This is a genomic window from Candidatus Accumulibacter contiguus, from assembly GCF_012940005.1.
In the GTDB taxonomy this organism is placed as follows: Bacteria; Pseudomonadota; Gammaproteobacteria; order Burkholderiales; family Rhodocyclaceae; genus Accumulibacter; species Accumulibacter contiguus.
The window spans coordinates 162,600-188,092 of record NZ_SPMX01000006.1; the positions used below are offsets into that span (position 1 = coordinate 162,600).

The 25,493-nt window shown below is 60.5% G+C and carries 24 protein-coding genes and 9 pseudogenes; 7 read left to right on the forward strand and 26 right to left on the reverse strand.

Annotated elements, in window-relative coordinates; all coding sequences use genetic code 11:
* Positions 1 to 12: 12 nt before the first annotated feature.
* From E4Q08_RS02650 to E4Q08_RS02675, 6 genes and pseudogenes are all read right to left on the reverse strand, one after another.
* A pseudogene (locus tag E4Q08_RS02650) lies at positions 13 to 746 on the reverse strand (S1 family peptidase).
* A 76-nt stretch (positions 747 to 822) separates the two neighbouring features.
* Positions 823 to 963, reverse strand: a complete 141-nt coding sequence (locus E4Q08_RS02655) for a hypothetical protein (protein WP_169069227.1) — start codon at positions 961 to 963, stop codon at positions 823 to 825.
* A gap of 96 nt (positions 964 to 1,059) precedes the next feature.
* Complete coding sequence (locus E4Q08_RS02660) at positions 1,060 to 1,596, reverse strand: REP-associated tyrosine transposase (protein ID WP_169069228.1); 537 nt, start codon at positions 1,594 to 1,596, stop codon at positions 1,060 to 1,062.
* Positions 1,597 to 1,735: 139 nt separating this feature from the next.
* On the reverse strand, positions 1,736 to 2,527 hold the full coding sequence (locus tag E4Q08_RS02665; protein ID WP_308240039.1) for an amino acid ABC transporter ATP-binding protein: 792 nt from the start codon (positions 2,525 to 2,527) through the stop codon (positions 1,736 to 1,738).
* A complete protein-coding gene (locus E4Q08_RS02670) occupies positions 2,508 to 3,161 on the reverse strand; it encodes an amino acid ABC transporter permease (RefSeq protein ID WP_034912963.1) in 654 nt (217 codons plus the stop codon). Before E4Q08_RS02670 ends, E4Q08_RS02665 begins: the two co-directional genes overlap by 20 nt.
* A 99-nt stretch (positions 3,162 to 3,260) precedes the next feature.
* Positions 3,261 to 4,052, reverse strand: a complete 792-nt coding sequence (locus E4Q08_RS02675; RefSeq protein WP_169069229.1) for an amino acid ABC transporter substrate-binding protein — start codon at positions 4,050 to 4,052, stop codon at positions 3,261 to 3,263.
* Between the two features lie 177 nt (positions 4,053 to 4,229).
* On the opposite strand from E4Q08_RS02675, the pseudogene E4Q08_RS24345 reads away from it, so the two are divergent.
* Positions 4,230 to 4,436 (forward strand): annotated as a pseudogene (locus tag E4Q08_RS24345) (CoA transferase); the annotation flags it as partial.
* Between the two features lie 260 nt (positions 4,437 to 4,696).
* Here E4Q08_RS24345 and E4Q08_RS02685 read toward each other — a convergent pair.
* Both E4Q08_RS02685 and E4Q08_RS25980 read right to left on the reverse strand, forming a co-directional pair.
* A complete protein-coding gene (locus E4Q08_RS02685) occupies positions 4,697 to 5,107 on the reverse strand; it encodes a hypothetical protein (RefSeq protein WP_248594644.1) in 411 nt (136 codons plus the stop codon).
* Positions 5,108 to 5,237: 130 nt separating this feature from the next.
* Positions 5,238 to 5,384, reverse strand: a pseudogene (locus E4Q08_RS25980) (IS4 family transposase); the annotation flags it as partial.
* On the opposite strand from E4Q08_RS25980, the gene E4Q08_RS24350 reads away from it, so the two are divergent.
* The gene (locus tag E4Q08_RS24350) at positions 5,347 to 5,616 is read left to right on the forward strand and encodes a hypothetical protein (protein WP_248594645.1); all 270 of its coding nucleotides are present in this window, start codon (positions 5,347 to 5,349) and stop codon (positions 5,614 to 5,616) included. The pseudogene E4Q08_RS25980 and the gene E4Q08_RS24350 sit on opposite strands and share 38 nt — an antisense overlap.
* Positions 5,617 to 5,681: 65 nt before the next feature.
* Here the strand turns inward: E4Q08_RS24350 and E4Q08_RS26330 are convergent.
* The 6 genes and pseudogenes from E4Q08_RS26330 to E4Q08_RS02720 form a co-directional block, all read right to left on the reverse strand.
* Positions 5,682 to 5,897 (reverse strand): annotated as a pseudogene (locus E4Q08_RS26330) (IS1634 family transposase); the annotation flags it as partial.
* Positions 5,898 to 5,948: 51 nt separating this feature from the next.
* Positions 5,949 to 6,464, reverse strand: a pseudogene (locus tag E4Q08_RS02700) (polymorphic toxin-type HINT domain-containing protein); the annotation flags it as partial.
* Positions 6,430 to 6,984, reverse strand: coding sequence for a hypothetical protein (locus tag E4Q08_RS02705; RefSeq protein ID WP_169069233.1), 555 nt, complete (start codon positions 6,982 to 6,984; stop codon positions 6,430 to 6,432). The pseudogene E4Q08_RS02700 and the gene E4Q08_RS02705, both read right to left, overlap by 35 nt.
* Positions 6,985 to 7,449: 465 nt before the next feature.
* Positions 7,450 to 8,559 (reverse strand): NF038122 family metalloprotease, encoded by a 1,110-nt coding sequence (locus E4Q08_RS02710; protein ID WP_169069234.1) that lies wholly within the window; start codon positions 8,557 to 8,559, stop codon positions 7,450 to 7,452.
* Between the two features lie 430 nt (positions 8,560 to 8,989).
* Positions 8,990 to 9,577 carry a glycine-rich domain-containing protein gene (locus E4Q08_RS02715; protein WP_169069235.1) on the reverse strand — a complete coding sequence of 196 codons (588 nt, stop codon included), beginning with the start codon at positions 9,575 to 9,577 and terminating at the stop codon, positions 8,990 to 8,992.
* A 191-nt stretch (positions 9,578 to 9,768) separates the two neighbouring features.
* Positions 9,769 to 10,617, reverse strand: a pseudogene (locus tag E4Q08_RS02720) (ABC transporter ATP-binding protein); the annotation flags it as partial.
* Positions 10,618 to 10,686: 69 nt separating this feature from the next.
* On the opposite strand from E4Q08_RS02720, the gene E4Q08_RS24355 reads away from it, so the two are divergent.
* Together E4Q08_RS24355 and E4Q08_RS24360 are read left to right on the forward strand one after the other, a co-directional pair.
* On the forward strand, positions 10,687 to 11,139 hold the full coding sequence (locus E4Q08_RS24355; RefSeq protein ID WP_248594646.1) for a helix-turn-helix domain-containing protein: 453 nt from the start codon (positions 10,687 to 10,689) through the stop codon (positions 11,137 to 11,139).
* Positions 11,136 to 11,690, forward strand: coding sequence for an IS630 family transposase (locus E4Q08_RS24360; RefSeq protein ID WP_248594647.1), 555 nt, complete (start codon positions 11,136 to 11,138; stop codon positions 11,688 to 11,690). Before E4Q08_RS24355 ends, E4Q08_RS24360 begins: the two co-directional genes overlap by 4 nt.
* 4 nt (positions 11,691 to 11,694) lie before the next feature.
* Here E4Q08_RS24360 and E4Q08_RS02730 read toward each other — a convergent pair whose 3' ends face one another.
* The 6 genes and pseudogenes from E4Q08_RS02730 to E4Q08_RS02755 all read right to left on the reverse strand — a co-directional run.
* Positions 11,695 to 11,919: an ATP-binding cassette domain-containing protein gene (locus E4Q08_RS02730; RefSeq protein ID WP_169069237.1), complete on the reverse strand. Its 225-nt coding sequence runs from the start codon at positions 11,917 to 11,919 to the stop codon at positions 11,695 to 11,697.
* Positions 11,920 to 11,927: 8 nt separating this feature from the next.
* Positions 11,928 to 12,248 (reverse strand): annotated as a pseudogene (locus E4Q08_RS02735) (ABC transporter permease subunit); the annotation flags it as partial.
* Between the two features lie 287 nt (positions 12,249 to 12,535).
* Positions 12,536 to 12,877 (reverse strand): PEP-CTERM sorting domain-containing protein, encoded by a 342-nt coding sequence (locus E4Q08_RS25985; protein ID WP_169069238.1) that lies wholly within the window; start codon positions 12,875 to 12,877, stop codon positions 12,536 to 12,538.
* Complete coding sequence (locus tag E4Q08_RS02745) at positions 12,759 to 13,073, reverse strand: hypothetical protein (RefSeq protein WP_211203295.1); 315 nt, start codon at positions 13,071 to 13,073, stop codon at positions 12,759 to 12,761. Before E4Q08_RS02745 ends, E4Q08_RS25985 begins: the two co-directional genes overlap by 119 nt.
* Before the next feature lie 667 nt (positions 13,074 to 13,740).
* The gene (locus E4Q08_RS02750; RefSeq protein WP_169069239.1) at positions 13,741 to 14,481 is read right to left on the reverse strand and encodes a glycine-rich domain-containing protein; all 741 of its coding nucleotides are present in this window, start codon (positions 14,479 to 14,481) and stop codon (positions 13,741 to 13,743) included.
* A gap of 156 nt (positions 14,482 to 14,637) precedes the next feature.
* Positions 14,638 to 15,549 (reverse strand): annotated as a pseudogene (locus E4Q08_RS02755) (ExeA family protein); the annotation flags it as partial.
* A gap of 50 nt (positions 15,550 to 15,599) precedes the next feature.
* On the opposite strand from E4Q08_RS02755, the pseudogene E4Q08_RS26465 reads away from it, so the two are divergent.
* From E4Q08_RS26465 to E4Q08_RS02765, 3 genes and pseudogenes are all read left to right on the forward strand, one after another.
* Positions 15,600 to 15,815 (forward strand): annotated as a pseudogene (locus E4Q08_RS26465) (DUF5372 family protein); the annotation flags it as partial.
* 46 nt (positions 15,816 to 15,861) lie between these two features.
* Positions 15,862 to 16,014 carry a hypothetical protein gene (locus tag E4Q08_RS24365; protein ID WP_248594648.1) on the forward strand — a complete coding sequence of 51 codons (153 nt, stop codon included), beginning with the start codon at positions 15,862 to 15,864 and terminating at the stop codon, positions 16,012 to 16,014.
* Positions 16,007 to 18,217: a recombinase family protein gene (locus E4Q08_RS02765; RefSeq protein WP_169069242.1), complete on the forward strand. Its 2,211-nt coding sequence runs from the start codon at positions 16,007 to 16,009 to the stop codon at positions 18,215 to 18,217. The genes E4Q08_RS24365 and E4Q08_RS02765 overlap by 8 nt, the downstream gene beginning before the upstream one ends.
* Before the next feature lie 88 nt (positions 18,218 to 18,305).
* Here the strand turns inward: E4Q08_RS02765 and E4Q08_RS02770 are convergent, their stop codons facing one another.
* From E4Q08_RS02770 to E4Q08_RS02795, 6 genes are all read right to left on the reverse strand, one after another.
* Positions 18,306 to 19,970, reverse strand: a complete 1,665-nt coding sequence (locus tag E4Q08_RS02770) for an IS481 family transposase (protein ID WP_169069243.1) — start codon at positions 19,968 to 19,970, stop codon at positions 18,306 to 18,308.
* Complete coding sequence (locus E4Q08_RS02775; protein ID WP_169069323.1) at positions 19,970 to 20,632, reverse strand: recombinase family protein; 663 nt, start codon at positions 20,630 to 20,632, stop codon at positions 19,970 to 19,972. Before E4Q08_RS02775 ends, E4Q08_RS02770 begins: the two co-directional genes overlap by 1 nt.
* A 799-nt stretch (positions 20,633 to 21,431) precedes the next feature.
* Positions 21,432 to 21,887, reverse strand: coding sequence for an RDD family protein (locus tag E4Q08_RS02780; RefSeq protein WP_169069324.1), 456 nt, complete (start codon positions 21,885 to 21,887; stop codon positions 21,432 to 21,434).
* A gap of 125 nt (positions 21,888 to 22,012) precedes the next feature.
* Positions 22,013 to 23,236 carry a polymorphic toxin-type HINT domain-containing protein gene (locus tag E4Q08_RS02785; protein WP_169069244.1) on the reverse strand — a complete coding sequence of 408 codons (1,224 nt, stop codon included), beginning with the start codon at positions 23,234 to 23,236 and terminating at the stop codon, positions 22,013 to 22,015.
* Positions 23,237 to 23,547: 311 nt separating this feature from the next.
* Positions 23,548 to 24,336 (reverse strand): glycine-rich domain-containing protein, encoded by a 789-nt coding sequence (locus E4Q08_RS02790; RefSeq protein ID WP_169069245.1) that lies wholly within the window; start codon positions 24,334 to 24,336, stop codon positions 23,548 to 23,550.
* 80 nt (positions 24,337 to 24,416) lie between these two features.
* Positions 24,417 to 25,487 (reverse strand): ABC transporter ATP-binding protein, encoded by a 1,071-nt coding sequence (locus tag E4Q08_RS02795; protein ID WP_169069246.1) that lies wholly within the window; start codon positions 25,485 to 25,487, stop codon positions 24,417 to 24,419.
* Positions 25,488 to 25,493: the final 6 nt, after the last annotated feature.

A 25,493-nucleotide genomic window follows, 5' to 3' on the forward strand; every position in this document is an offset into this window, starting at 1 on the left:
GGCAGCGCGCAATCAGTGTGCAGTCAGAGTCATCAGGATGTCGGCGTACCAGGCGCAATTGAGGCCCAGCGCTTCATCGAGCTTGCGGTCGCGGCCGCCGACGTCGAGCCGTGCCGAATGGATGCCGAGCAGCAGCCACGGCAGATCGCCACGCATCGGATCCTGGCCGTAGGTACGCATGACCACCGGTGCGCCACTGCTGCCGCGGTGGGTGCGCGCATCGGTCAGGAAGTACCCTTCGCCCTTGAAGCGCAGGCCGAATGACGACGACAGCACCGCTTGCCGCACCACCGGCATGTGGTGCAGGGTGTCGTGGAAGCCGAGCGGAAAACCGACCACCAGCAGCGAGCTGCCGACCTCGACGGCGTCGACACCGCCGGGTAGATGCGCAGGGGTGAAAGCACGATAGAGCGTCGCTGCCGGCAGGGCGCTGCGGTCGATTTCGATCACCGCCACGTCGATGTCCCCAGCCGTGTCCAACCCCTGCCGCCAGAGGCTTTTTCCCCCCCGTTGTACAGCGGAATCGAAAACCTCGTCGACTCGGCCAGGTTGTCCGGGTCGATGTGCAACTCGATCTCGATGCGGTTGGGAAAATGCCGGCTCGGCTTGTCGAGCAGCACATGCCTGCTGGTCACCAGAAACAGCCGCTGGCCGCGCGCGAAGAAAAAACCACTCGCGTTGGTCAGTGGCCGCTGCTGTTCGAAAGTGCAGATGCGCGCGGCAGAGAGAAGAATGCTGTCAAGCATGGCACATGAAATCGTGAGTCGCATACGCGACTTTCACATTAACCCGAGCGGCACGCCTATGCACCTTCGGCGAAGCCTACTTCTTGTTCTCGCCTTGCGGACTGACCGGCGCGGCATCCTGCTTCGGAGCATCGCCGAGCACCGTTTTCAGCGGGCAGATCGAAAACGCCGGGCATTTCTTGCAACCGGCGACAATGGCGATTGGGCACAAAGTCATGGCAACTCTCCTTGAGGGTGGGAACCGCCCCTAGCATACAACGCTTTAAGTCGGGTAGGTCGGGTTAGCGCAGCGTAACCCGACATCCCAACGGAGCTACTCCTCGCCGATTCCCACAAGGTCCACCGCATTCCGCCCCCAATCGGCCGCATAGATTCCGGCTTCGACAAATCGCCGGAAACTCGAATACGGCCAGTCGATTGCCGCTGCGACCCATCCATGCTTGACCGGGTTGTAATGGATGTAATCGATGTGGCGCGCGCAATCATTCTCGTCGCGCAAGCGGTGTTCCCAATAACGGTGCTGCCACAAAGCCTGCTCGTTTCTCGCCGCGCGAGATGGGCCGGGAGCGGTGCGCAAATCAGGGGCGCAATGTTTGGTGAACCAGGTCTTGATCAGCCGCCAGCGCGTCGCGAAATCGGCGTCGCTAGGTGGCAGCGTCCACATGCAGTGCAGGTGGTCGGGCAAGACCACCATCGCATCGATCTCGAATGGGCGAGTCCTGCGCACCGCCCGGAAGGCGTCACGCAAGACCTCCACCGCTTCGGGCGACGCGAGAATTGGGCGACGCCCTTCGGTCACCACAGTGAAGAAGAATGTGCCACCGGGGGTAAAGGCGCGGCGATATTGCATGCCTGGAGTGTCGGGTTACGCTGCGCTAACCCGACCTACAGAGGCAACGGTAACCACGGAGGCGTTAGCCATTCTTCAACTCCATTTGCAGATCAGTCGCGTAGGTCGGGTTAGCGCAGCGTAACCCGACACCTCAACTTTACAGCATATGCTCGAGAAAAGCGCGCGTACGCGGATGCTCCGGACTCGCGAACATTTCGCCCGCCGGACGCGCCTCGACGATCTCGCCTTCGTCCATGAAGACGACGCTGGTCGACACCTCGCGGGCGAAAGCCATTTCGTGGGTGACCACGAGCATCGTCATGCGCTCTTCGGCGAGCTGGCGCATGCTGCGCAGGACTTCGCCGGTGAGTTCGGGGTCGAGCGCCGAGGTCGGTTCGTCGAAAAGCATGATGTCGGGTTGCATGGCCAGCGCGCGGGCGATGGCAACGCGCTGTTTCTGGCCGCCGGAAAGGCGTGACGGATAGCTGTCGCGTTTGTCGAGCAGACCGACCTTGCGCAGCAATTCCTCGGCCTGGGGGATGATCGCCGCGCGCGCCAGACCCTTGACGGTGATCGGCGCTTCGATGATGTTCTGCAGCACGGTGAGGTGCGGAAACAGGTTGAACTGCTGGAAAACCATCCCCATCTTGCGGCAGATGCGGCGCAGCTCGGTATCCGGCGCGTAGCGGCAGACGCCGGCGGCGTCGGTACTCACCAGCGTTTCGCCCGCGATCGCGACGGCGCCGGAATCGATGGTTTCGAGATGGTTGAGGCAGCGTAGAAAGGTGCTCTTGCCAGACCCTGACGGGCCGATGACCGCGACGACGTCGCCCCGGTCGATTTCCAGCGAGACGCCCTTGAGGACTTCGACGACGCCAAAGCACTTGCGGATGCTGCGCGCCAGGATCATCGGCGCTACGCCGGGCAAGTCATTCGTCGTAGACGGCATGTCGCTTTTCCAGGTAGTTGAATCCCCAGGTCAGGAGCAGCGTCATCAACAGGTAGAAGGCGGCGGCGACGACGAAGGGCATGGTCGTGAAATCGCGCTGGACGATCCCCCGCGCGGCACGCAAGAGGTCGTTCATCGCCAGCACATAGATCAACGAGGTGTCCTTGACCAGGGTGATGGTTTCGTTGCTCATCGGCGGCAGGATGCGCTTCACCACCTGCGGCAGGACGATGCGGCGCATGGTCTGGCCGTAGGTGAGGCCGAGCACCCTGGCCGCCTCGTATTGCCCGCGCTCGATCGACTGGATGCCGGCGCGAAAGATTTCGGCAAAATAAGCGGCGTAATTGAGGACGAAAGCGACGATCGCCGCCGGAAAATCCGGCAAGCGCACGCCGATCACCGGCACGAAGGGCAAGGCAAAGTAGATGAACAGCATCTGCAGCATCAGCGGCGTGCCACGCATCAGCCAGATATAGCCATTGACGATGCCGCTCGCAACGCGAAAGCGCGAGACGCGCAGCAGCGCCAGGACGAGCCCGAGCGGCACCGAGAGCAGCAACGTCAGCAGGAAGACCTGCAGCGTCACAGCCGTCCCCGCGAGCAGCGGGCCGAGAATCTGGATTACGTAGTCCATGGGGTCAGCCTGGTCAGCCGGAAGGCACAGCGCTTGCCGGCAAGCTGCGTTTCACGGTTTCTTGCCGGGCACGCCCTTCCGATCGGCAAGAAACGGAATTCACTTGACGATGTTCTTGCCGAACCACTCGCTGGAAATGCGGGCAGCGGCACCGTCCTTCTTCATTTCGTCGATGGTCTTTTGCAGTTTGCCGAGCAACTCGGTGTCGTCCTTGCGGACACCGACGCCATACTCCTCGGTGCCGAAATGGTCTTCGAGAACGAGGTATTCGCCGGGTTTCTTGGCCAGGTAGTAGCGACCGACGACTTCGTCCACAACCAGTGCGTCGAGGCGTCCGGTCGAGAGGTCCATCAGCGCAGTGACGTTGTCACCGTACTTCCTGACTTCCTTGATCGATTTGGCGACGCCATCCTTCTCGACCGCTTCGACCGCGCTGCTGCCTTCCTGCAGTCCGACGACCTTGCCGGCCAGGTCAGCCTTGTTCTTGACCGGCGACTTGGTGGTGACCACGACGATCTGCCGGTTTTCCAGGTAAGGCGTGGTAAAGGCGATCTTTTCCTTGCGCTGCTCGGTGATCGTCAGGCCGTTCCACAGGGCGTCGACGCGCTTGCCGTTGAGTTCGGCCTCCTTGGCGTTCCAGTCGATCGGCTTGAACTCGACCTCGGCACCGAGGCGCCTGGCTGCTTCACGCGCGAGGTCGATGTCGAAACCGACCAGCTTGTTCTCCTTGTCGCGGAAACCCATCGGCGGGAAGTTGTCGTCGAGGCCGACGACGATTCTGGTGACCGCAACCGGCTGGGCGGCCGCCTGCGACTTCGGCGCCTCCTGCTTGCCACAGCCAATGAGCAGGACGCTGGTAGCCAGCGCGCCGAGCAGCAATGAAATTTTCATACGATTTACCCTGATTGAATGAACATGAAGAAGCACGAGAACGCCTGTTGTCCGGCAGCCGACCGACTTTTTTGAGCGTGGCGAGAACAAATATCGAACAGGCCGCGATTATCCCGGAAAATGAGCCCCTCAAGCCTTTTTCCCCAGCAAAACACTTCCCCCCGAAAGCCCATTCCCATGCGTTCTCCCCCTCTCGCCGGCCTGCGTGTACTCGACCTGACACGACTCTTGCCGGGGCCTCTGGCCAGCATGCACCTCGCCGACCTCGGCGCCGACGTGATCAAGATCGAAGATACCGGCGCCGGTGACTACGCGCGCAGCGCCGGTGCGGTGCACGGCAACATCAGCTACTTTCAGCTTGTGAACCGCAACAAGCGCAGCTTGGCCGCATGGACGGCGCTATTCGAGCGCGTCGATTGCTGCGTCACGCCGGTGCTGCGTTTCGAGGAGAGCCTGCAGAACGAACAGTTGCAGGCGTCAAGCAGTTCGCACCGCCGTACCAGATCAGCGAACTGCCTTTTGAAGCCCGTCTGCCGCCACCGGGTGCCGGCGAGCACCGCGAGGAGATTCTGCGCGAGAGCGGTTTCAGCGCCGACGAGATCGCCGGCTTGCGCGCGCAGAAGGTGATCTGAGAGGCATCCCTTTCAAGGTGTTTTGACTTTGGCGTCGCGGAGGACGCGGGCGGTGGAGAGGTGTTTGCGAACCACAGCGGCATCGACATCAGGCTTGGACTGATCCTTCTTGGGGCCGCGCTTGCAGGTGGCCACACGGCGCGGGGAGACTTGGCTGGCCAGAGGCAGGAGATACTGGGCGACGCGCTCTGGCGTGGCCTCGGACCAGAGGTGCCACTCAGGCGCGGGCAAGGCGATCAGCATGCCTGGGTAATCACGGGCGACCTGGACGGCCAGGGGGTCGGTGGACACGTCGAGCTCGAGCGGTTTCTCTTGATGCGCCTGTTCGACGCAGCGCTTGAGGAGCGATAGCGCGTTGTAGGCCAGCCCCGCTGTGGCAAAGCCGAGACGCTGCGCGGGGATGGCCCAGGCTGCGGATTTCACGGTTGAGTACCGATTCGATCCGGCCCAATAGTCCTTCAGCCCATCCTCTCTGTTGCTCAAGCCTGGGATGACGGCTGTGTTCGCGCACGATGAAGCATGCCTTCACTTCCTCCCAGCCTTGCAGCAGGGTCTGGGTACAGAAATGGCGATCTGCAATCCACCACTCACCTGGGCGAGCGCCCGCCACCCAAGTGGCCGCGGCCGTGCGCTCGCTCTCGTGCGCGTCCTCGCAGGCGACGATGTCCGTCACCAGTCCGGTGTCGGGATCGAAAACCACCCGCGTGTGGCCCAGCAGGGCCGCTCCCCGCTCGGCGCGCAGTGGCGCCAGACGCTTCTCGCTGGCCGGAACGGGGCTTGCCGTCCACAATCCGCAGCGACCAGCCCGGCAGGCTCTCGCTCTGGCCCACCGCCGCGATCACCGGCCGCAGACGAGTGGCGCTGCCTTGCACCAGGGCGCGCAGCACCGGCGGCGCGGTGTGATTCACCTGTGCGTACAGCGCGGCGAGTGACAGCGGCGGATCTTCCTCCAGCCAGAAGACGAGACTACGCTTTAACTATCGGTTTTTGTTAAACAGGCGGCCAGGCCTGCCGCCGCGCTGGCGCGCCTGGAGTTCTGGAGGAAGGCGTTACGTTCGGCGACCTGCGCTTGCCACTGCGCCAGCTTGTCCTCTCACCGCCGCTCCTCGCGCACCCACACGGTTTCGTTCCGGCGCACGATCAGGCGCTTGTCGTCGTGCTCCACCTCGCACAGAGGCGCATCGAAGAGATCCGTCTGCAGCACGCCCTCCTGGGGCAGCAATTCCCATACCTTGGCGCCCTTGGTGTTGCAGTTATGCACCCACACGCCCCTAGGAACCAGGAAAAAGGTGTTGAATCCTTCCACTTCCAGGTTGTAAACACAGGATTTCTCATTGAAGGGTGTGACATTGTGGACAAAAACTTCAATGTTACGGTAACTCTCCAGGGCATCGCCCGCTTGCAGTTCACTCACCGGGACCCAGCCCTTGCCTTTCACCCAGAAGGGATGCTCCGCCGTGGCGATGATCGGCTCAGACTCGTAGTAGTTGCCCTCTTCGTTAATCCCATCTGTCCAAACTATATAGTTCGGAACATCTTCCCGATAGATGTTCCGAATCACTTTGCGGTAGGCCATCTCGCCGGTCTTTTCGCAACGGGAGAGCACCATCTGACCCTCGCCAATGTATTGGATCTCCTGGTATTCGCCATTTTCGACGATGATTTCTGTCTCGCCATAAAAACCCGTCATCTCCAAGTCAGTCCGTCGTGTCACCTTGAAGCCGTCCTCCCGCATAAAGACGCGTTCAACATCGTCCAGGGCTGTGATCTTCTTTAGCATTTCCTGGTTGAGTTTTTTTGCCGGAGAACTGTTCACTCAACTCGCTCCGGAGACGCTCCAGCGGTGTTGTCGGATGCCAGCTTGCGAACAGAGCAATGTCTTTCTCGTGCTTCAAGGCCACTTTCGCGCCCTCGAGCAGATGCTCTTTGAGCATATACGCTTCCTCGACTTGCAATTTCAGGGACAGCTTGGCATCGAGCATCGTGCCCAGCTCGGCCATTTTGCCCTGGAACCACCGTTCCACTTCCTCAAGCGTCATGGAGCGCGCAGAGGGTGTGGTGAACTTGAGCAACTTGCCCACGAGGACCTCGGATTTGGCGAGGATCTCGGTGAGATTGTCGTGACCTAGATTACTGCTTCTCGCTTCCGCCGCCCGCGCCGCCGTCTTCGCCAGCACCTTGTTCGCCATAGAGATGAGTAGCGGGTAAGTAATCAGCGCTGTAAGGATCTGAGTACGGTCACTGATGGCTGCGATTGTTCTAACCCAAAACCCTGCGTACTCGTCGTCTTGTTCTTTCATTCCATTTCCTCCGTGTGTTTATGAGCCTAACGAATAGCGTTTATCTGCCGCGCCGACAGCGCCCGCACCGGGGGCACTCAATGAAAGCACGATGCTCCCTTACTTCAGCACGTACCGTGCCAACGGAGATAACTTTTCCGAGAAACGCAAGTGCTTGCTTCATATGTGAAAGTCGCGTATGCGACTCACGAATCTTGCCCTGAGCCTTGTCGAAGGGCTCCTCCCCCCTCGCGGGGGCGAAGACGGGGTTTCGCGGAGCACTGCTCCGCGCCGCGGCAGCCGGCCCCGCGATGCAGCGCGGGCCGTGGGAGGGGTCGGGGGGCGAGATGGGGGAATTCGCGGAGCATGGTATGCTCTGCGCCCATCGAACGATTCCGGCGTACCAGCCGGAATGCGCCCTGCAGGGGAGGGAAACGGTCATGACTTTCATGATCGGAGGGGCCTGGAAAAGTCATGACCGTTAGATTATTTACCAGGCAGACAGAGGCGTCTTCTGTCGGCACCGAGTCCCACCAGGGCAATTCCGAAAAGGAAGAGTGTCCCAGGTTCCGGGACGACTTGTCGCAGGTTCCAGCCAATCGCGTCAAGAGCGCGGATGTCGTTGGCCGATATTGCCAGAAGCTCACCTCTTCCCGCCGTCGGGTCCATCATGCCAAGGCCCAGGTTGTCCTTCCAGTGGCTTGCCTGACTCCCGTCGCCGAAATTCACGCCGGTCGAGAACAGGGGCCCAACCGTCGTTCCGCCGTCGAGCGAAAAATACTTGGCTCGGTTGTCTGCCGTCCAGTCGATGACGTTGCTCAGGTCGCTCAAGGCCGAATAGCGGAACAGGTCCAGGCCCGACACGTAGGTGAATTGATGGTCGGAAAACGGCCCGTTGACCGGTGGGGAGTTAATGTCGAGAACGTCGACACCGCTGATGAAGCCGAGCGCGTGCCCGATTTCATGCGTTGCAACACCAACGAAATCGAATGCGCCGGCGCTGATTCCGTCGGTCGGGTCAAAATCAAAAGTGAAGGCCCCGGTGTTGAAGCGAATACTGGCGTCACAGATGGTTGCGCAGGCGCCAACGACTGCACCGGTCGGCGTGAGGCCAAGTGCCTTGGCTTCGGCGTTGGTGATGCGAATCGTCCTATTGTTGGCGTCACCGTCGTTGTCGACATAGGGTATCGCGCTGCCCGAGCCATTCGGATTGTTCGACGTCCGATTGAGGAGCATGCCGAAGCTGCTGCCGGCCGGGAGATTCGCAACCGCCGTGGCATCGTCGGTGGATGTTGCGTCGGCGGTCAGGGCGGCCTTGAACGAATTCACTCCGTCAAAGCTGAAATTCGATCTCGCCGAACTGGTCGAGCCGAGGATTCCGGCGCCCAAACTGGCTGTTCCTACCGTCATATCCAGGATGACGTTGTCGCTGAATATCGACGACCAGCGGGTGGCGGCGGCCTGGAATCCCTGTTGAACCTGGAGCGATGTGCCCGCTGTGTAGGTAAAATTGAAGAGGGGTCCCGCAACCGCCGGCGCTGTGGCAACCGAAAAAGCAACCCCAGAAATCAATTGATAAATCACGGTTTTTCGCATCGGTTTTCTCCCAAAAAGGAAATTGAAAAATCAGAATTGGGAGACACTCCTGTGCCTCCCGCTTAACGCATAGCCAGTCCGCACCTCTTACGAGTCCAGCTTCAGCGGACAGGTACTTGCCAATTCTCCTGCTCCCCTATCTCGTCGTCCGACCGCTGGTCGGGAGATGGATAGCGGTACTCCCCGAAAGCACGTGTACAGCCAATGATCGACGCTCCCTTACTCAGCACGTACCGTGCCAGAGAAGATGACTTTTCCGAGAAACGCAAGTGCTTGCTTCATTGGATGATTCACCAGGCAGATAGAGCACAGGCGCCGGATTTCCGACACCGCTCGTCTTACAACCAGCGGATCTTCGATGACGGAGGGGAGCGAACAGAAGGCGGGCCGGACCGACCTCGACTGTATACGCGGCCTCCGCCGACGGACTTCAGCCACAGTCACAGCCGCCGCAGCCCCCATCGCCCCCATCGTCGCTACCGTCGGAGTCGCCTCCCAAGGAGGAAATGAGCCAGGCCATAACGGCGATGATGGTGATGACGGTAATAGCGATGCCGATGAAGTTGATGGCAGCGCTGCCGATGAAGTGGAACATGGCGGCGCCGAGCACCAGGATAGTCCCGGTCAGGGCGATGGATGGGAGCGCGGCGGCTGTTCCTGTGGCCAAGGCGCCGACGAGCAGGCCACTTACCAGCAGCAACCCACGTCGACCTGGCAGAAGCGGACGTGGCAGCACCAGATGCCGGCTCAGGTCGACCCGCCTGATCCGCCCCGGGTTCGCGAAGCGCTCGCGACTCGCAGGCCAGAAGTCGAGCGGCGACGGACCGAACCAGCGTTCGTAAGCGGCCAGGGTGCGCGCGTACTGCTCGCGGTAACGCCGCTTCTCGGCCTGTCCGCCGCGGGTCGGCCCATGATGCAGGACGATGCCGAGAACTTGTGTGCAAAACTGCTGCCAGTAGTCGCGCGTATGGATGAGGTGCTGGTGCCAGACTTTGTCGACCTCTTGGCTCGGCGTCAAGGGGTAGGCGGCGAGTCAGGTCGATACCGTCTTCCGGGTTTTCGAGGGAATGGGCGGACAGCCGCTGCCAAAGGGCTATCGCCTCCACGGACCAGTCAGTAGATTCAGTCATCGTCGCTCCTTTCGTGGAGATATGTGCAGCGGCCATTTCTTGCGTGGCGTGAGCTGCCGCGGAGGGAACCCTTGTTTTGCTATTCACTGGCGTCGGACATCGGATACCAGTTCGACTCGGCGAAGGTCACGCCGCAGTTTTCGCCGACCTGCGGGCCGGTTTCGTGCCGCAACTTCTGCACGCGTAGTACCTGAGCGCCAATGGCAATTTGATAATCGGCGATCTCGCCGAGGAAGGCACGGCGGCGTGCGACGCCACGCAGACCATCTTCGGAAACGAAATCCACATCCGTTGGGCGCACCGCCAGCACGGCTTCACCGGCGCCGACCAGTTCCGCCGGGGCGTCTCCCGCCACAGCCAGCGGCATCGGCACATCGCCAACCCAGATGCCGCCGCCGGAAAAACCCACGCGCAGAAAGCTAGATAGCCCGATGAAGCCGAATACGAAGCGATTGGCCGGATGGTAATAGACCTCCATCGGGCTGCCGACCTGCTGCAGCACGCCGTTTTTCATGACCAGTATGCGATCCGACAAGGCCATCGCCTCGGACTGATCGTGCGTGACGTAGAGCATGGAAAACCCCAGCCGACGCTGGATATCCTTGATCTCGAAGCGCATCTCCTCGCGAAAATGCGGATCAAGGCTGGAGAGCGGCTCGTCGAGCAGCATTACCGCCGGCTCGATGACCAGCGCACGCGCCAGCGCCACGCGCTGTTTGCCGCCACCGGAAAGCTCGTCGGGGCGGGAGGTAGCGACATCGAGAAGATGGGTATGCGTCAGCGCCGCACGCACGCGGCGCTCGATTTCGGCGGCGGGCAGCTTCCTGACGCGCAAGGGGAAGGTGACGTTTTCATGAACGGACAGGTGCGGCCAGACGGCAAACGCCTGGAAGACCATGCCGAAATCGCGTTTTTCCGGTGGCAGATAAGCGGTTCCAGATAAGTCCCCCGCTTTATGCCTGTATACTTGCCACCCCCACCTTCCGGAAGCCTCGCGATGTCCCGCACAGCCAAGACCCTAGCCCTCACTGAGGAAGAACGCCGCCAGTTGACGCAGATCGACGAGCGCGGCAGCGACTGGCGCGAACGCCGGCGAGCGCGGACCGTACTCCTCCTCGACAAGGGGCTGTCGATCAGCGCCGTAGTGACCGCGCAGAAAATTCATAAAGAGACCGTGGCCTGCCACCGGGATGCTTGGCTGGCACGAGGGGTCACCGGGCTGCGCGACCTGCCGCGCAGCGGCGCACCTCGCAAGCTATCGGAAACGCATAAGCAGGTGCTCTGCGCTTGGGCGACGGCTGAGGCCTGTACGGCACCTCAGTTGAGGAACCGGCTGTTAGAGGAGCATGGCGTACAGGTGTCGGTGTGGCTGGTGCAAAGCGCGTTGACAGAGAAAGGCTACGTCTGGAAAAGGACCCGTCATAGTCTAAAAAAAAACGGGACGAAATGAAATTCCGGGAAGCCCAGGCAGAAATAGAGCAATTGGTTGAAAAATCAAGGACTGGCGAAACCAATTTGGCATATGTGGACGAGGCCGGCTTTGCACAGGCGCAACCCAACCGGACGGCGTGGACCGAAAAGGGAGAGGTTCACCTCATTACGGCCGAGCGCGGAAAGCGCTTGAATGTGCTCGGTGCGTTGATCTCGAACGGGACGTTGTTCACCGCCAAGTTCTGGGAGACCACGACCGCGGCTGCTTTTGGTGGCTTCCTCGGTCTCCTTCTGGAATGCAGCGGAAAGCCTCTGACGGTCATCCTGGACAATGCGTCGATCCACAAGGCAAAGGAAATCCAGCCTCTGCTGGCTTTACTGAAGGGCAAGGGCCTGACGCTTTACTTCCTGCCGCCTTACAGCCCGGAGTTGAACCGCATCGAGAAGCTCTGGCACAAGATGAAGTACGAGTGGATGGCGTTCAAAGCCAGGAGCGCCGCTCTCCTGGAGGCCGACGTCACAGAAATTCTGGACGGCTTCGGATCTAAATATCGGATGACTTTTTGCTGAGCGCTTAGTAGTTGCGTTTCTTTGACGAGAGTAATCTGTCGCCGGCCTCGATTTCGCCCTCGTCAATATCCTCGAAGCCGGCCACCATGCGCAAGGTCGTGGTCTTGCCGCAGCCCGACGGCCCCAGCAAGGCGACATACTCACCAGGCGCGACTTCGAGGTCAAGGCCGGAGACGGCGACCACATGGCCGAAACGCTTGCCGATCTGGCGTAGCTTGAGAGATGACATGGCGTTCCCTACGGGCTGACTTTGAAGAAGCGCTTGATCACCACTTCGGCAGTGACGATGATGATCAGCGCGATTCCGGCCATGGCTGCCGAGTACACCGTTTCGCCGTCCTCGTTCAAGGTATAGATCGCGACACCGATGGTGCGACTGGTCGGGCCGTAGAGCAGCACCGAGACCGTCAGTTCGCGCAAGGCGGGCAAGAATATGAGGAAAAACGCCGCCACCATGCCGGGGCGCACGAGGGGAATGACGATATCCCGCAGTGCCTGCCACAGGGTGGCGCCAGAGGCGCGCGCGGCTTCCACGAGCGAATCGTGCACCTGCTCCAGAGGGCATCAAAGGGGTCAGGCTCGAATAGCGTGCCGCAGAGAAACGGGTCTGACCCCAAGGCAGACGAGCACCCTCGCAAACCATCGCCGTACGTGAACATCAGAACATCAAATCGGGTGATCACACTCAGCCAGCAATACTTCCGACCGATAATAATCTGCCACTGGATGGTTAAAACTTTAAACTTGCAAAGGCTCTGTCAACAATTGTCAAGCGCTCCAGATTAAACAATGCCTCCCCTGAAGATATGGTTATGATGTCACCTTCGTGCCGTGCTAAAGATTTGTTAGGCGACTAGTGGCGGACGACGGTGCCTAGCAGTTCCCGCTACTGACGCGAAGCCGATTAGCATAAGGTATATCGTAGCGGGTTCAGGGATTGAACTGGGAGTGCCCTCAAAAATTAACCTACCGTCCAAGCTGTAACCCACTGGCGAAGACGATAGTTTAGGGTTGTGCAAGACGACATCAAGCGAATTCACTTGGAAAACGACCCGCGTAATCTCATAGTCAAAAAAACTTTGAACCACCGACACCGAACAATTGAAATTCACGTTGAGCCTCACCACCACCGCAGCAAGGACCAGGGACGAAGCGGTGCATGAAACTAAAGTAGTCGTTGACTCCATCAGTGAGCTTTGCAGTAAAGTTTAAGAAGTCCGGATCACTTGCAGCGTCTGCGCTAAAGGATCCACTTGAATGACCCGCCCCAAAGGTTAAATCTTCGAATAACTTGATACCACCCTGGAATGGCTGCTCCCCTATCTCCACAAAGAGCTTAAGGCCTGTATTACCCGCGCCAGTATCAAAAAAAACTTGCGACACCGGCAGCCGAAAACGGAATATTAACCAACTCGCTTGACGTCGGGAGTGCTCGGACTGGGCCAAGTAGTGTAGCTAAAAATAGGAAAATACCCACTCTACTAATTACTCTTCCCAAAACTGAGTTTCCAGTGATCAAAGTCACCATTGCTATTTCTCCTTTAAGAAAAAGGCGGCTGAGTGCGCAGCCGCAACGCCTAACGCTTGAATTCACCGGCGTCGGGACGAGGCGCTGCCGAAGAGCCAAAGCCGCTGCAGCGGCGTCTGGTGGAATGAGAAGTTGGACGTGGAACCAGCAAAAGCCTCCCGCTCGTGTGGCGAGCCGATGCGGCCACGGACTGGCCCGACCCGAAACGCCACGCCGCTAGCGCGCCGACCGAAAGCGCTAGCACTTCGCACCCCAGTGCCTCAAGCCGCAGCGCCCGTACCGGGGGCGGTCAAAGACACCACCATGCTCCCTTACTCAGCACGTACCGTGCCAGCGGAGATGCCGTTTCCGAGCAACGCAAGTGCTTGATTCATTGGATTATTTACCAGGCAGACAGAGCACAGGCGCCGGATTTCCGACACCGCTCGTCTTACAGCCATCGGATCCCCTATGACGGAGGGGAGCGAACCGAAGTCGACCCGGACCGACCTCGACTGTATCCGCGGCCTCCGCCGACGGGCTTTAGCCGCAGCCACAGCCGCAGCCGCCACAGCCCCCATCACTCCCATCGCTCCCATCGTCGCTACCGTCGCTACCGTCGCTACCGTCGCTACCGTCGCTACCGTCGCTACCGTCGCTACCGTCGCTACCGTCGGAGTCGCCTCCCAAGGAGGAACTGAGCCAGCAGATAACGGCGATGACGGCGAGGACCATGGAGTGGAACCACACACTCCCGGTCAGGGCGATGGACGGGAACGCGGCTGCTGTTCCTGTTGCCAAGGCGCCGACGAGCAGGCCACCTACCACCACCAACCGACGCCGGTTTGGCAGACGCGGACGTGGCACGACCAGGTGGCGACACGGGTCGACCCGCCTGATGCGCGCCGGGTTGGCGAAGCGCTCTCGACTCGCAGGCCAGAAGTCGAGCGGAGGTGGACCGAACCAGCGCTCGTAGGTGGCCAGGGTGCGGGCGTATTGCTCGCGGTAACGCCGCTTCTCGGCCTGCCCACCGCGGGTTGGCCCATGATGCAGGGTGATGCCGAGCACTTGTGGGCAAAACTGCTGCCAGTAGTCGCGCGTATGGATGAGGTGCAGGTGCCAGACCTCGTCGACCTCCTGGCTCGGCGTGAAGGGCCCGTCGGCGATACCACAGAGGAAGCAGAAGCGGCGGTACTCGTCGATCGCGCCGCGCGCTCGCTCGATGGTCCAACCCTGCTCGCGCGCCAGGCGGCGAGTCAGGTCGATACCTGTAGTGACGCACAATGATGTCGGCCCAGACTCACAATCAAGGGGGCTTTCTGACGCAAATTAGTTGAGACGGATAGCGGCTCCAGACTCACATTCGGTGATTCTCAAACCACATTACGTGAGACGGACGCACATTATTGAGACGCTCGATCACGTTCGGTGTGCCGACCATCACAGCGGCAGTCCCGCCGCTCGCATCTCCTCGACCAGTTCCGTCGATCGCTGCGGATTCAGCGTGCCGCGCAGCAGTTCGCGGATCTCCACCGGCTTCGCTTCAAACTGTTCGCACAAAGCGCGCACGTCGTATCCGTGTCGCGTCAGTTGGGATTCCAGATCATCAATGCGCCTCGACAGGACCGTCTCCACGATGGCAGCGTCGATTGGTTTCACACCGGCTTCAAAGCCGGCTTCGAAGGCGCGCACCAAGTGCCGCCCGATCTGCAGCGGGGTCTTGAGCCTTGCAGCCAAGAGGGTGGCCGCATCGTCGGTTAGCACTGTGCCGGGCTCGACGCACTCTTCGAGCGAGGCTTTCATCGCCCAGTCGATGTAGTCGCGCTGCCGGTCGCGCAGACCGCCAAACTCGAAGATGGTGGTCCGATCTCCCACCTCCTCCATCTTGGGGCGACGCAGGTCGTTCTTGAGCTTGGGATGCCCGATCAGAACAATCGCCAACTGTCCGCCGCCATCCACAACCAGTTCAAGCAAGCGCTTCAAGGCGGTCAGGGTTTTCGGATGCAGGTCGTGCGCGTCATCTACGAACAGCGCGACCGGCTTCTTGACCTTGCGGAATAGCTCCTGCAGATCCCGCTCGCGCCGCTCCGACTGGCTCGATATCGTGACCGCCTTCTCCGTCGACAGATCGTAGAACAGTGCGGCGATCAGCAAGGGGACGGTAATTTTGGCCTTGTCCAGGGTCAAGGAGCGCGACACGATCACGCGCCCCTCCTTATCGAGGCTGTCGCGCAGGCGCCGCGCCAACGCGGTCTTGCCGGAGCCGATCACGGCGGTCAGCGCGATCAGACGCCCTCCCTGGATCGCGGCTATCAGGTCGCGAATCATCTGCTGGTGATGGTCAGTTTCAAAGGAAACCGCGACACACTACCCATTCCGAAGACTCTCCCGAACAGGTCACCATCGTCCGCCCGGGCCACCCTTTTGCGGGCCGCGCCCTGCAGGTCTTGCGTTGTACACGCCGAAGCAGCGGCCCCTATCTCCTGCTGATCCTGCCGGACCAGAGCCGGTCACTCCTTCCCGCTGAGTGGACCGATTGGGGGGGCACCGACCAGGCTCCCGGCAGTGACGAAACTCGCTTGGCCTCCTTATCAGACTTGCTCCGAACCCGCACTTTGGTTGACGCTCTCCTCCGCCGTCCATCGTCTTCTGAGGAGAATCATCATGCAACTGAGCCTGCCGTTTCTGGAGAACCCGCCGCGCCACCCGGAGGTCTGGGAGGACCTCGACGAGGGGCAGCGCGCCGTCATTGTCGACAAGCTGGCGCAACTGATCGCCAAGACCGAAACGGGAAAGGAGGAAGCCAGCCATGAGTGACCACAGCAAAATCGGTAAGACCCATTTGCAGCGGGCCGCCGTCGTCTATATTCGTCAATCATCTGCCGCTCAGGTTGAGCACAACCGCGAATCCACCGCCCGTCAGTACGCACTCGCCGACCGCGCCGTGGCGCTCGGTTGGGCACGCGATCAGGTCATCGTCATCGACCAGGATCTCGGCCTTTCCGGCGCCAGTGCGGTACAACGTTCCGGCTTTGTCCAATTGACCACCGAAGTCGCCCTGGGTCATGTGGGGATGGTTCTGGGTCTGGAAGTCTCCCGTCTGGCACGCAATAATGCCGACTGGTATCGCTTGCTCGACCTGTGTGGCATGACCGATACCTTGATCGGCGATGCCGATGGGCTTTATCATCCTGGACTCTTCAACGATCGTCTCGTACTGGGGCTCAAAGGCACCATGAGCGAAGCCGAACTTCATATCCTGCGCGCACGGCTCGACGGTGGCATCCGCAACAAGGCCGCCCGCGGCGAACTGCGCCGTGGCGTACCGATCGGCTTCGTCTGGGGCGAAGAGGAAGGAGAGATACGCTTTGATCCCGATGCGGCGGTGGTCGCCGCGATACGCTCGGTGTTCGAGCGTTTTGCTGAACTGGGTTCGGCACGCCGGGTCTGGCTCTGGTTTCACACCGAGGGCCTGAATTTCCCGCTGCGCTTTAACCAGACCGACGAGATACGCTGGACGCCGCCGACTTATACGGCCATCCATCACATCCTCACGAATCCGGTGTACGCGGGCGCCTACTGCTATGGAAAAACCCGGAATGAGCGGTATGTGGATGAGCAGGGGCAGATCAGGAAGCGCATCCGCCAGTTGCCGCAAGCGGATTGGGCGGTTCTGATCCCCGAGCACCACCCGGGCTATCTCGATTGGGCCACTTACGAGGCCAATCAGGCCCGCCTTGACGGCAATACCCGACCCCAGCCTCACCAGGCGGGTGGCGCTCTGCGGGAAGGGACGGCCTTGCTGCAAGGCCTCGCGATCTGCGGACACTGCGGCCGTCGTCTGCGCACCCACTATCGCGGCCGCAACGTCACGCCAGGCTACCACTGTGCGGGCAAGGACATCGTCGACGGACGCGGCGTGTACTGTCTCAGCGTCGGTGGCGTGCAGATCGATGAAGCGGTCAGCGAGGCTTTTCTAGAAGCCCTGGAGCCCGCCGGGGTGCAAGCCGCCTTGCTCGCTGCGCAGCAGCGCGAAGCGGATCATGAGGCTGCGCTGGCGCAGTGGCAACTGGCCGTCGAGCGCGCCCGCTACGAGGCCGAAAAGGCAGAACGCCGCTATCGCGCGGTCGAACCCGAAAACCGTCTGGTCGCGCGCGGTCTCGAAAGTGAGTGGGAGCAGCGCTTACGGGAACTCGATCAGGCACAGGTCGAACTGACCCGCCGGCAGCAGCAGCGCCCGACCCCTTTGACCGCTGACGAACGCCACGCGCTGCGGGCACTCGGTCAGGATCTCAAGCGCGTCTGGGTCGCCCCCACGACCACGCCCCGCGATCAGAAGGAACTCCTGCGCGCGCTGCTCGAAGAAGTGATCATCGCCGTTTTCCGCGACGACTACCGGGCTCATCTGACCCTGCGCTGGCGAGGCGGTCGACTGACCGAACTTGACGTCCACTTGCCGCGCTCTCGCCCCGCCACTGTCCGCACCGATGAAGAGACTCTGGCACTTCTGCGCCGTTTGGCGGTTCACCACCCGGACGACGTCATCGCCGGCATTCTCAATCGGCAAGGGCGAACGACGGCACACGGACTACCCTTTACCGCCAACCTGGTGGGCAATACCCGCCGGCATTGGAACATTCCTCGCTACGAGCCCCCCGTAGAGCAGCCTGTGGGTGAGCTTCTCAATATCAAACAGGCGGCCGCTGCCCTCAAGGTCGCACCCTCGACACTCCATCGCTGGGTCAACGACGGCTTCGTCGCCGGAGAGCAGGTCACGCCCGGTGCGCCCTGGCAAATTCGTATGTCGGATGACCTTGCCCGTCAATTTGTCGAGGACGCCCCCGAAGGCTATGTCGTGATGCAAGAGGCCACCAAGCGGCTCGGGGTGTCACGGCAGACCGTCTTGCAACGTGTCAAGCGGGGCGAACTCGAAGCCGTCCATGTCTGCCAGGGACGCAGAAAAGGTTTACGAATCCGGGTAATAGATGACAAACCCGACCTCTTTTCCCATACCTCATGAACCAGGGGGCATTATGAAGCCGCATCCAAGAATCCAACATCCACGGGCGGACGCCTGAGGTGGTAGTGCCGCATGACTTCGGTGAGCATCAGGCGATTCCTCCTTTGCGACCCGCCGGGAAGCGGGTGCGAATGGCTGCAATGATGATGGGCCGTGACAGGGTTTCCGCGAGTAGTTGCGTGATGAAGGCGCGGTCCTCATCGCTGAGCTTCGCAAGCGGCAAGCGCAACTCTTCGGCGATGGCTTGCCGAGCTGCTACCGCATTAGGAAAGGTCAACTCGTGGAAAGGGTCTGGACCATTGAACGGCCTCGCCGTCGGCATGGGCGGTGCTGCGCCCGGTGGGCCGCACACCACGATGTCGCTCTCTCCGCTCACCGCAGCACGCGGGATGCTGATTTTTTCGGCCAACTGCGCCACCTGGTCGGCACGATGCTCACGCCGGCTCTTGCGATGCTTGCGGTAGCGATGAATCGGGATCGGCCCGCCGACCGGTTGAAACGGGCCGTAGCGCTCGTCGCCCAATTCTGCGAAGAGTTCCTGGTCGAACAAACCCCACCATACGATCACTTCCTCGCCGGCTAGCTCGGCATCCACCTCGTAGGTCACGCCTGCGACGGTCAGGCGGCAGTCGATCGCCACGGTGCGCCGCTCCGGCTCGCGTGCAAAGGTGCAGAACCGTTCCCACGAACACATCGCCCGCAGCCCGTCACCAGGAAGGTGCGTGAGCCAGTCGTCCTGGCGGCTATGATCTTCGGTGCGGTGGTCCCGGTGGTTGTACTTGTTCACGTAGTTGGCGAGCCAGCGATTGGCCTCCGCCTCGGTCGCGGGCTTGTGAAAGTGATACAGCGTCTCGTGCGCTTCCTTCACCGTCCGGAAGGGGCGCTCCACCTTGCCCTTGCTGCGCGCCGTGGTGCGTCGGCCGTCGCTATCGCGCGGCATATGCAGGATGACCTCGACGCCAAGACACTCCATCACGCGGCGGAACACTGCCGACTTGCCGACCGGGCCGTTGTCCAGTTGGATCGCGCTCGGGATACCCTGCAACGGATTTCCTGCTTCTTCCTTGGCTGACATGGCGTTGAACAGAAACCTCAGCCCCGTCTCGACATCCTCGCCGTATACGCAGCGGTATTCCTGGTAGGCCACCCCCGAGCGGTCGTCTACGACACTGAACAGCATCAGCATAGGCGCACCCTGCCGATCCGGATCGAGCCACGGTGGGGTTTCCAGCTCTTTCAGGTCTGACGGACTCATGTCGAAGTGCCACAACGCATTTGCAAATTCGGCCTGGAACCGCACTGCCGGTGGCTCGCGCGTCATGCGATCCCGGTCATAGCCCAGCCGTCGCAGGTGTCGATTGAGCGTGGATTCCGACAGCCGGCCTGGCAGAAGCTTTTCAAGTCCATCCGGCGTCTCAACACCGTATTCAACGAGCAGTTCGAGAATCCGGGCATTCGACAGACAGCGCCCTTTTTTGTTGGTGGTGCGAACTTTCAGGGCAGCGACGATCTCGCACCAATGTTCGATTTCCGCAGCCAGCATGGTGCGCGGCTTGCCGCGATCTGCCCGGTGCGCGTCTTTCGGACGCCGATCGCCACGCAGAAGGCGATACAAGGTGGCGCGCGAGACCGCGTACAGGTTGGCCATCGAGTCCATCAGCACCAAGCGCTCCGGATGTCGTATCGGCAAGGCCGCTAACCTGCGGCGCAAGGCCACAATCGCCTCGATCGGAACTGCGACACCGGCGACCACTATGCGCTCCTCTGGACAGTGGATGCCGTGTTTGGTAATTCGTCGCCCGCTGCGGTGCGCAGCAAAGCCGTACCGGCGGCTTTCGGCGAACCATCGCCATTGACGTAGGTGTAAAGCGTGGTCGTCGTGATGCCCAAGCGCTTGGCGACGTCGGCAGCAACTGCCTTTGGATCAGACAGGGCTGCCATCGCCATGGTCAGCATTGCTCGATCCATCTTACGCGGACGCCCACCCAAGCGCCCACGTGCACGTGCCGCCGCGAGGCCCGCCTGGGTGCGCTCGGCGATCAGTTCGCGCTCGAATTCGGCGAATGCCGCAAAGATGCCGAAGGCCAGTCGTCCATTGGCGGTGGTGGTGTCGATCTGCGCCCCGGCGCCGGTCAGTACCTTCAAGCCGATGCCCCGCACGCGCAAGTCTTCGGCGGTGTTGACCAGGTGTCGAAGATCACGCCCCAGGCGATCCAATTTCCAGAGGACGAGCGTGTTACCGGGCTGAAGCGCCTTGAGGCAGGCGATCAAACCAGGACGCGCGTCATTGCGCCCTGAAGCCAGGTCTTCATAGATGCGCTCGGGGTCGACGCCGGCAACAAGCAGTGCATCGCGCTGCGGAGCCGCTGTTTGGGAGCCATCGGACTTCGATACCCTGGCGTAACCGATTAGCAGCACTTCTTTGCTCCGTCAGAAAACAAGGAGCATAGGATGCAATCTTGTGTTGATTTTAGCAACGGGTTTTCTGGTGGCTCATCGGGGCAAAAACCTACCGCCTTCTGCCCACCAGAAAACCGACCGTTTTCTTGGCGGGCTCACCTGCAAAATGACTGGTCAGAGCGCCCCGCACCGCGTGCGGAAGCCGGAATGCATCCGGACGTTCGGAACCGATATTTCGTGAGCCAGCCGCCGTAACCCTCTGTACCGCGAACGCGATCGAGCGTCTCAATAATGTGCGTCCGTCTCACGTAATGTGGTTTGAGAATCACCGAATGTGAGTCTGGAGCCGCTATCCGTCTCAACTAATTTGCGTCAGAAAGCCCCCTTGATTGTGAGTCTGGGCCAACATCATTGCGCGTCACTACAGATACCGTCTTCCGGGTTTTCGAAGGAATGGGCGGACAGCCGCCGCCAAAGGGCTATCGCTTCCACGGGCCAGTCGGTAGATTCAGGCATCTTCGCTCCTTTCTTCGTGATGTGCTCAGCGACAACGTCTTGCGTGGCGTGAGCTGCAGAGGTGGGGACACTTGTTTTTGCTATTCACCGGCGTCGGACATCGGATACCAGTTCGACTCGGCGACGTCACCCCGCAGTTTTCGCCGTCCTGCGTGAGCATTAAAGGGGTCGGGATCGAGTATCGTGCCGCAGGAAACGGATCTGACCCCTTTATTCTTTATTCCCTTTATTAGACCGTGGCCACTCTAGAAGAAAGACCAGACCCTGTGGCCTTCTCGGCAGCGCTTATTCCTTAGGCCTATTCTAACGTGACTGGTAAAGTTCTTGACCTTATGACAACCGTGCCAGCTAATTTGTCGTGCCAGCCTTGTTTTTTGCTGTCAAATGCGATCCAAATTATGCCAAGCCCGAGTGGAAGTGCCGAAATGAAGTATGCGAAATAGCGAACTATAGACTGACCGACTGACATGGTTTGTCCAGTCCTTGCGTCAACGACTCTTGCCGAAACAGCTATTTTCCCAGGCGTAGCTTGCTTTCTTAACCAGAATAGAATTACAGCGACTGCTGGCAAAACCCATGAAATTAAGAAATCTGCTGGTCCTGCAATAATCCAAGTTTGTTTTCTATCGAAGTGGGTCCAGCCATAAATAGAGATGAGTAGCGGGTAAGTAATAAGCGCCGTAAGGATCCCGTCAATGATGGCTGCGATTGTTCTAACCCAAAACCCTGCGTACTCGTAGTCTTGTTCTTTCATTCCATTTCCTCCGTGTGTTTGTGAGCCTAACGAATAGCGTTTATCTGCCGCGCCGACAGCGCCCGCACCGGGAGCAGTCAATGCTCCGGGGGTCGAGCTCATGCGATCCATTCATGCTCAATGAGTTATGCGTAAGGGTATGATATTAGAACTCTCTCCTTAAATTTGGTCGCCGCAGCGTACGCAGCCTCCAGCGCCGCACGGTTCGGGGTGACAGGCTTATTTCGGAAGAGGGCGTTCTCCAGCAAACGAGCCGTACTCCCCTCAAGGGGAAGTATTTCCCACACCCTGGCAGCCCGGGTGTTGCAGTTATGCACCCACACGCCTCCAGCAGCCAGGAAAAAGGTGTTGAATCCTTCCACTTCCAGGTTGTAAACACAGGATTCCTCATTGAAGTGTGTGATTTCTTGGACAAAAACTTCAACGTTACGGTAACTCTCCAGGGCATCGCCCGCTTGCAGTTCACTCAACGGGACCCAGCCCTTGCCTTTCACCCAGAAGGGATGCTCCGCCGTGGCGATGATCGGCCTAGACTGGTAGTAGTCGCCCTCTTCGTCAATCCCATCTGTCCAAATTGCATAGGTCGGAACCACTTCCCGGTAGAGCTTCCGAATCACTTTGCGGTAGGCCATCTCGCCGGTCTTTTCGCAACGGGAGAGCACCATCTGACCCTTGCGGATGGATTGGATCTCCTGGTATTCGCCGTTTTCGACGACGACTTCTACCTCGCCATCAAAACACGTCATCTCCAAGTCAGTCCGTCGTGTCACCTTGAAGCCGTCCTCCCGCATAAAGACGCGTTCAACATCGTCCAGGGCCATGATCTTCTTTAGCTGCTCCTTGAGGAGTTTGTTGCCGGAGAACTTTTCACTCAACTCGCTCCGGAGACGATCCAGCGGCATCGTCGGATGCCAGCTTTCGAACAGAGCAATGTCTTCCGGGTACTTCAAGGCCGCTTTCGCGCCCGCGAGCAGATGCTCTTTGAGCATATACGCTTCCTCGACTTGCAATTTCAAGGACAGATCGGCATCGAGCATCGTGCCCAGCTCGGCCGTTTTACCCAGGAACCACCGTTCCACTTCCTCAAGCGTCATGGAGCGCGCAGAGGGGGTGGTGAACTTGAGCAACTTGCCCACGAGGACCTCGGATTTGGCGAGGATCTCGGTGAGATTGTCGTGACCTAGATTACTGCTTCTCGCTTCCGCCGCCCGCGCCGCCGTTTTCGCCAGCACCTTGTTCGCCATAGAGATGAGTAGCGGGTAAGTAATAAGCGCCGTAGGGATCCCGTCAATGATGGCTGCGATTGTTCTAACCCAAAACCCTGCGTACTCATAGTCTTGTTCTTTCATTCCATTTCCTCCGTGTGTTTATGAGCCTAACGAATAGCGTTTATCTGCCGCGCCGACAGCGCCCGCACCGGGGGCAGTCAATGAAATCACCATGCTCCCTTACTTCAGCACGTACCGTGCCAACGGAGATAACTTTTCCGAGAAACGCAAGTGCTTGCTTCATTGGATGATTCACCAGGCAGACAGAGCACAGGCGCCGGATTTCTGACACCACTTGCCTTACCGCCATCGGATTCGCGTTGAAGGAGGCGAACGAACAGAAGTCGGCCCTGACCGACTTCGACTGTCTACCTGGCCTTTGCCGACGGGCTTCAGCCGCAGCCGCAGGCCCCATCGCCGTCACTGTCACCGGCGGAGTCGTCCGCCTGCTCAGAATCGGTCTCACCTTCCGCGAAAGACCGCCAGAGGACCACGGCGATGACGGCGACGACGGTGATCAGGGTGATGACAGCCATGACGATGGAGTGGAGCCAGACGGCGGCGCCGAGCAACAGGAGAGTCCCGGTCAGGGCGATGGACGGGAACGCGGCTGCAGTCTCTGTGGCCAAGGCGCCGGCGAGCAGGCCACCTACCACCACCAACCGACGCCGGTCTGGCAGACGCGGACGTGGCACGACCAGATGGCGACGAAGGTCGACCCGCCTGATGCGCGCCGGGTTGGCGAAGCGCTCTCGACTCGCAGGCCAGAAGTCGAGCGGCGGTGGACCGAACCAGCGCTCGTAGGTGGCCAGGGTGCGGGCGTATTGCTCGCGGTAACGCCGCCGCTCCGCCTGCCCACCGCGGGTTGGCCCATGATGCAGGGCGATGCCGAGCACTTGTGGGCAAAACTGCTGCCAGTAGTCGCGCGTATGGATGAGGTGCAGGTGCCAGACCTCGTCGACCTCCTGGCTTGGCGTCAAGGGTCCGTCGGCGATACCACAGAGGAAGCAGAAGCGGCGGTACTCGTCGATCGCGCCGCGCGCGCGCTCGATAGTCCAACCCTGCTCGCGTGCCAGGCGGCGAGTCAGGTCGAGACCGTCTTCCGGTTTCTCGAAGGAATGGGCGGACAACCGCCGCCAAAGGGCTATCGCGTGAACGGACCAGTCAGTAAATTCAGCCATCGTCGCTCCTTTCGTCGTGCTGTGCTCAGCGGCCATCTCTTGCGTGGCGTGACCCGCCGCTGTGGTGAGACCGCTCTGCTCTATTCACCCGCGTCGGACATTGGATACCAGGTCGAGTCGGCGAAGGTCACGCCGCAGTTTTCGCCGACCTGCGGGCCGCTTTCGTGCCGTAACTTCTGCACGCGTAGTACCTGCGTGCCGATGGTGATTTGATAATCGACGATCTCGCCGAGGAAGGCGCGGCGGCGCGCGACGCCGCGCAGGCCACCTTCGGAAACGAAATCCACATCGGCCGGGCGCACCGCCAGCACGGCTTCACCGGCGCCGACCAGTTCTGCCGGAGCGTCTCCCGCCACAGCAAGCGGCATGGGCACATTGCCAACCTGGATACCGCCGCCGGAAAAACTCACGCGCAGAAAGCTCGATAGCCCGATGAAGCCGAACACGAAGCGATTGGCCGGATGGTAATAGACCTCCATCGGGCTGCCGACCTGCTGCAGCACGCCGTTTTTCATGACCAGTATGCGATCCGACAAGGCCATCGCCTCGGACTGATCGTGCGTGACGTAGAGCATGGAAAACCCCAGCCGACGCTGGATATCCTTGATCTCGAAGCGCATCTCCTCGCGAAAATGCGGATCAAGGCTGGAGAGCGGCTCGTCGAGCAGCATTACCGCCGGCTCTATGACCAGCGCACGCGCCAGCGCCACTCGCTGTTTGCCGCCACCGGAAAGCTCGTCGGGGCGGGAGGCGGCGACATCGAGAAGATGGGTATGCGTCAGCGCCGCACGCACGCGGCGCTCGATTTCGGCGGCGGGCAGCTTCCTGACGCGCAAGGGGAAGGCGACGTTTTCATGAACGGACAGGTGTGGCCAGACGGCAAACGCCTGGAAAACCATGCCGAGATCGCGTTTTTCCGGTGGCAGATAGTAATTGCGTTTCTTTGACGAAAGTAACCTGTCGCCGGCCTCGATTTCGCCCTCGTCAAGATCCTCGAAGCCGGCCACCATGCGCAAGGTCGTGGTCTTGCCGCACCCTGACGGCCCCAGCAAGGCGACACACTCGCCAGGCGCGACTTCGAGGTCAAGACCGGAGACGGCGACCACATGGCCGAAACGCTTGCCGATCTGGCGTAGTCGGAGAGATGACATGGGGCT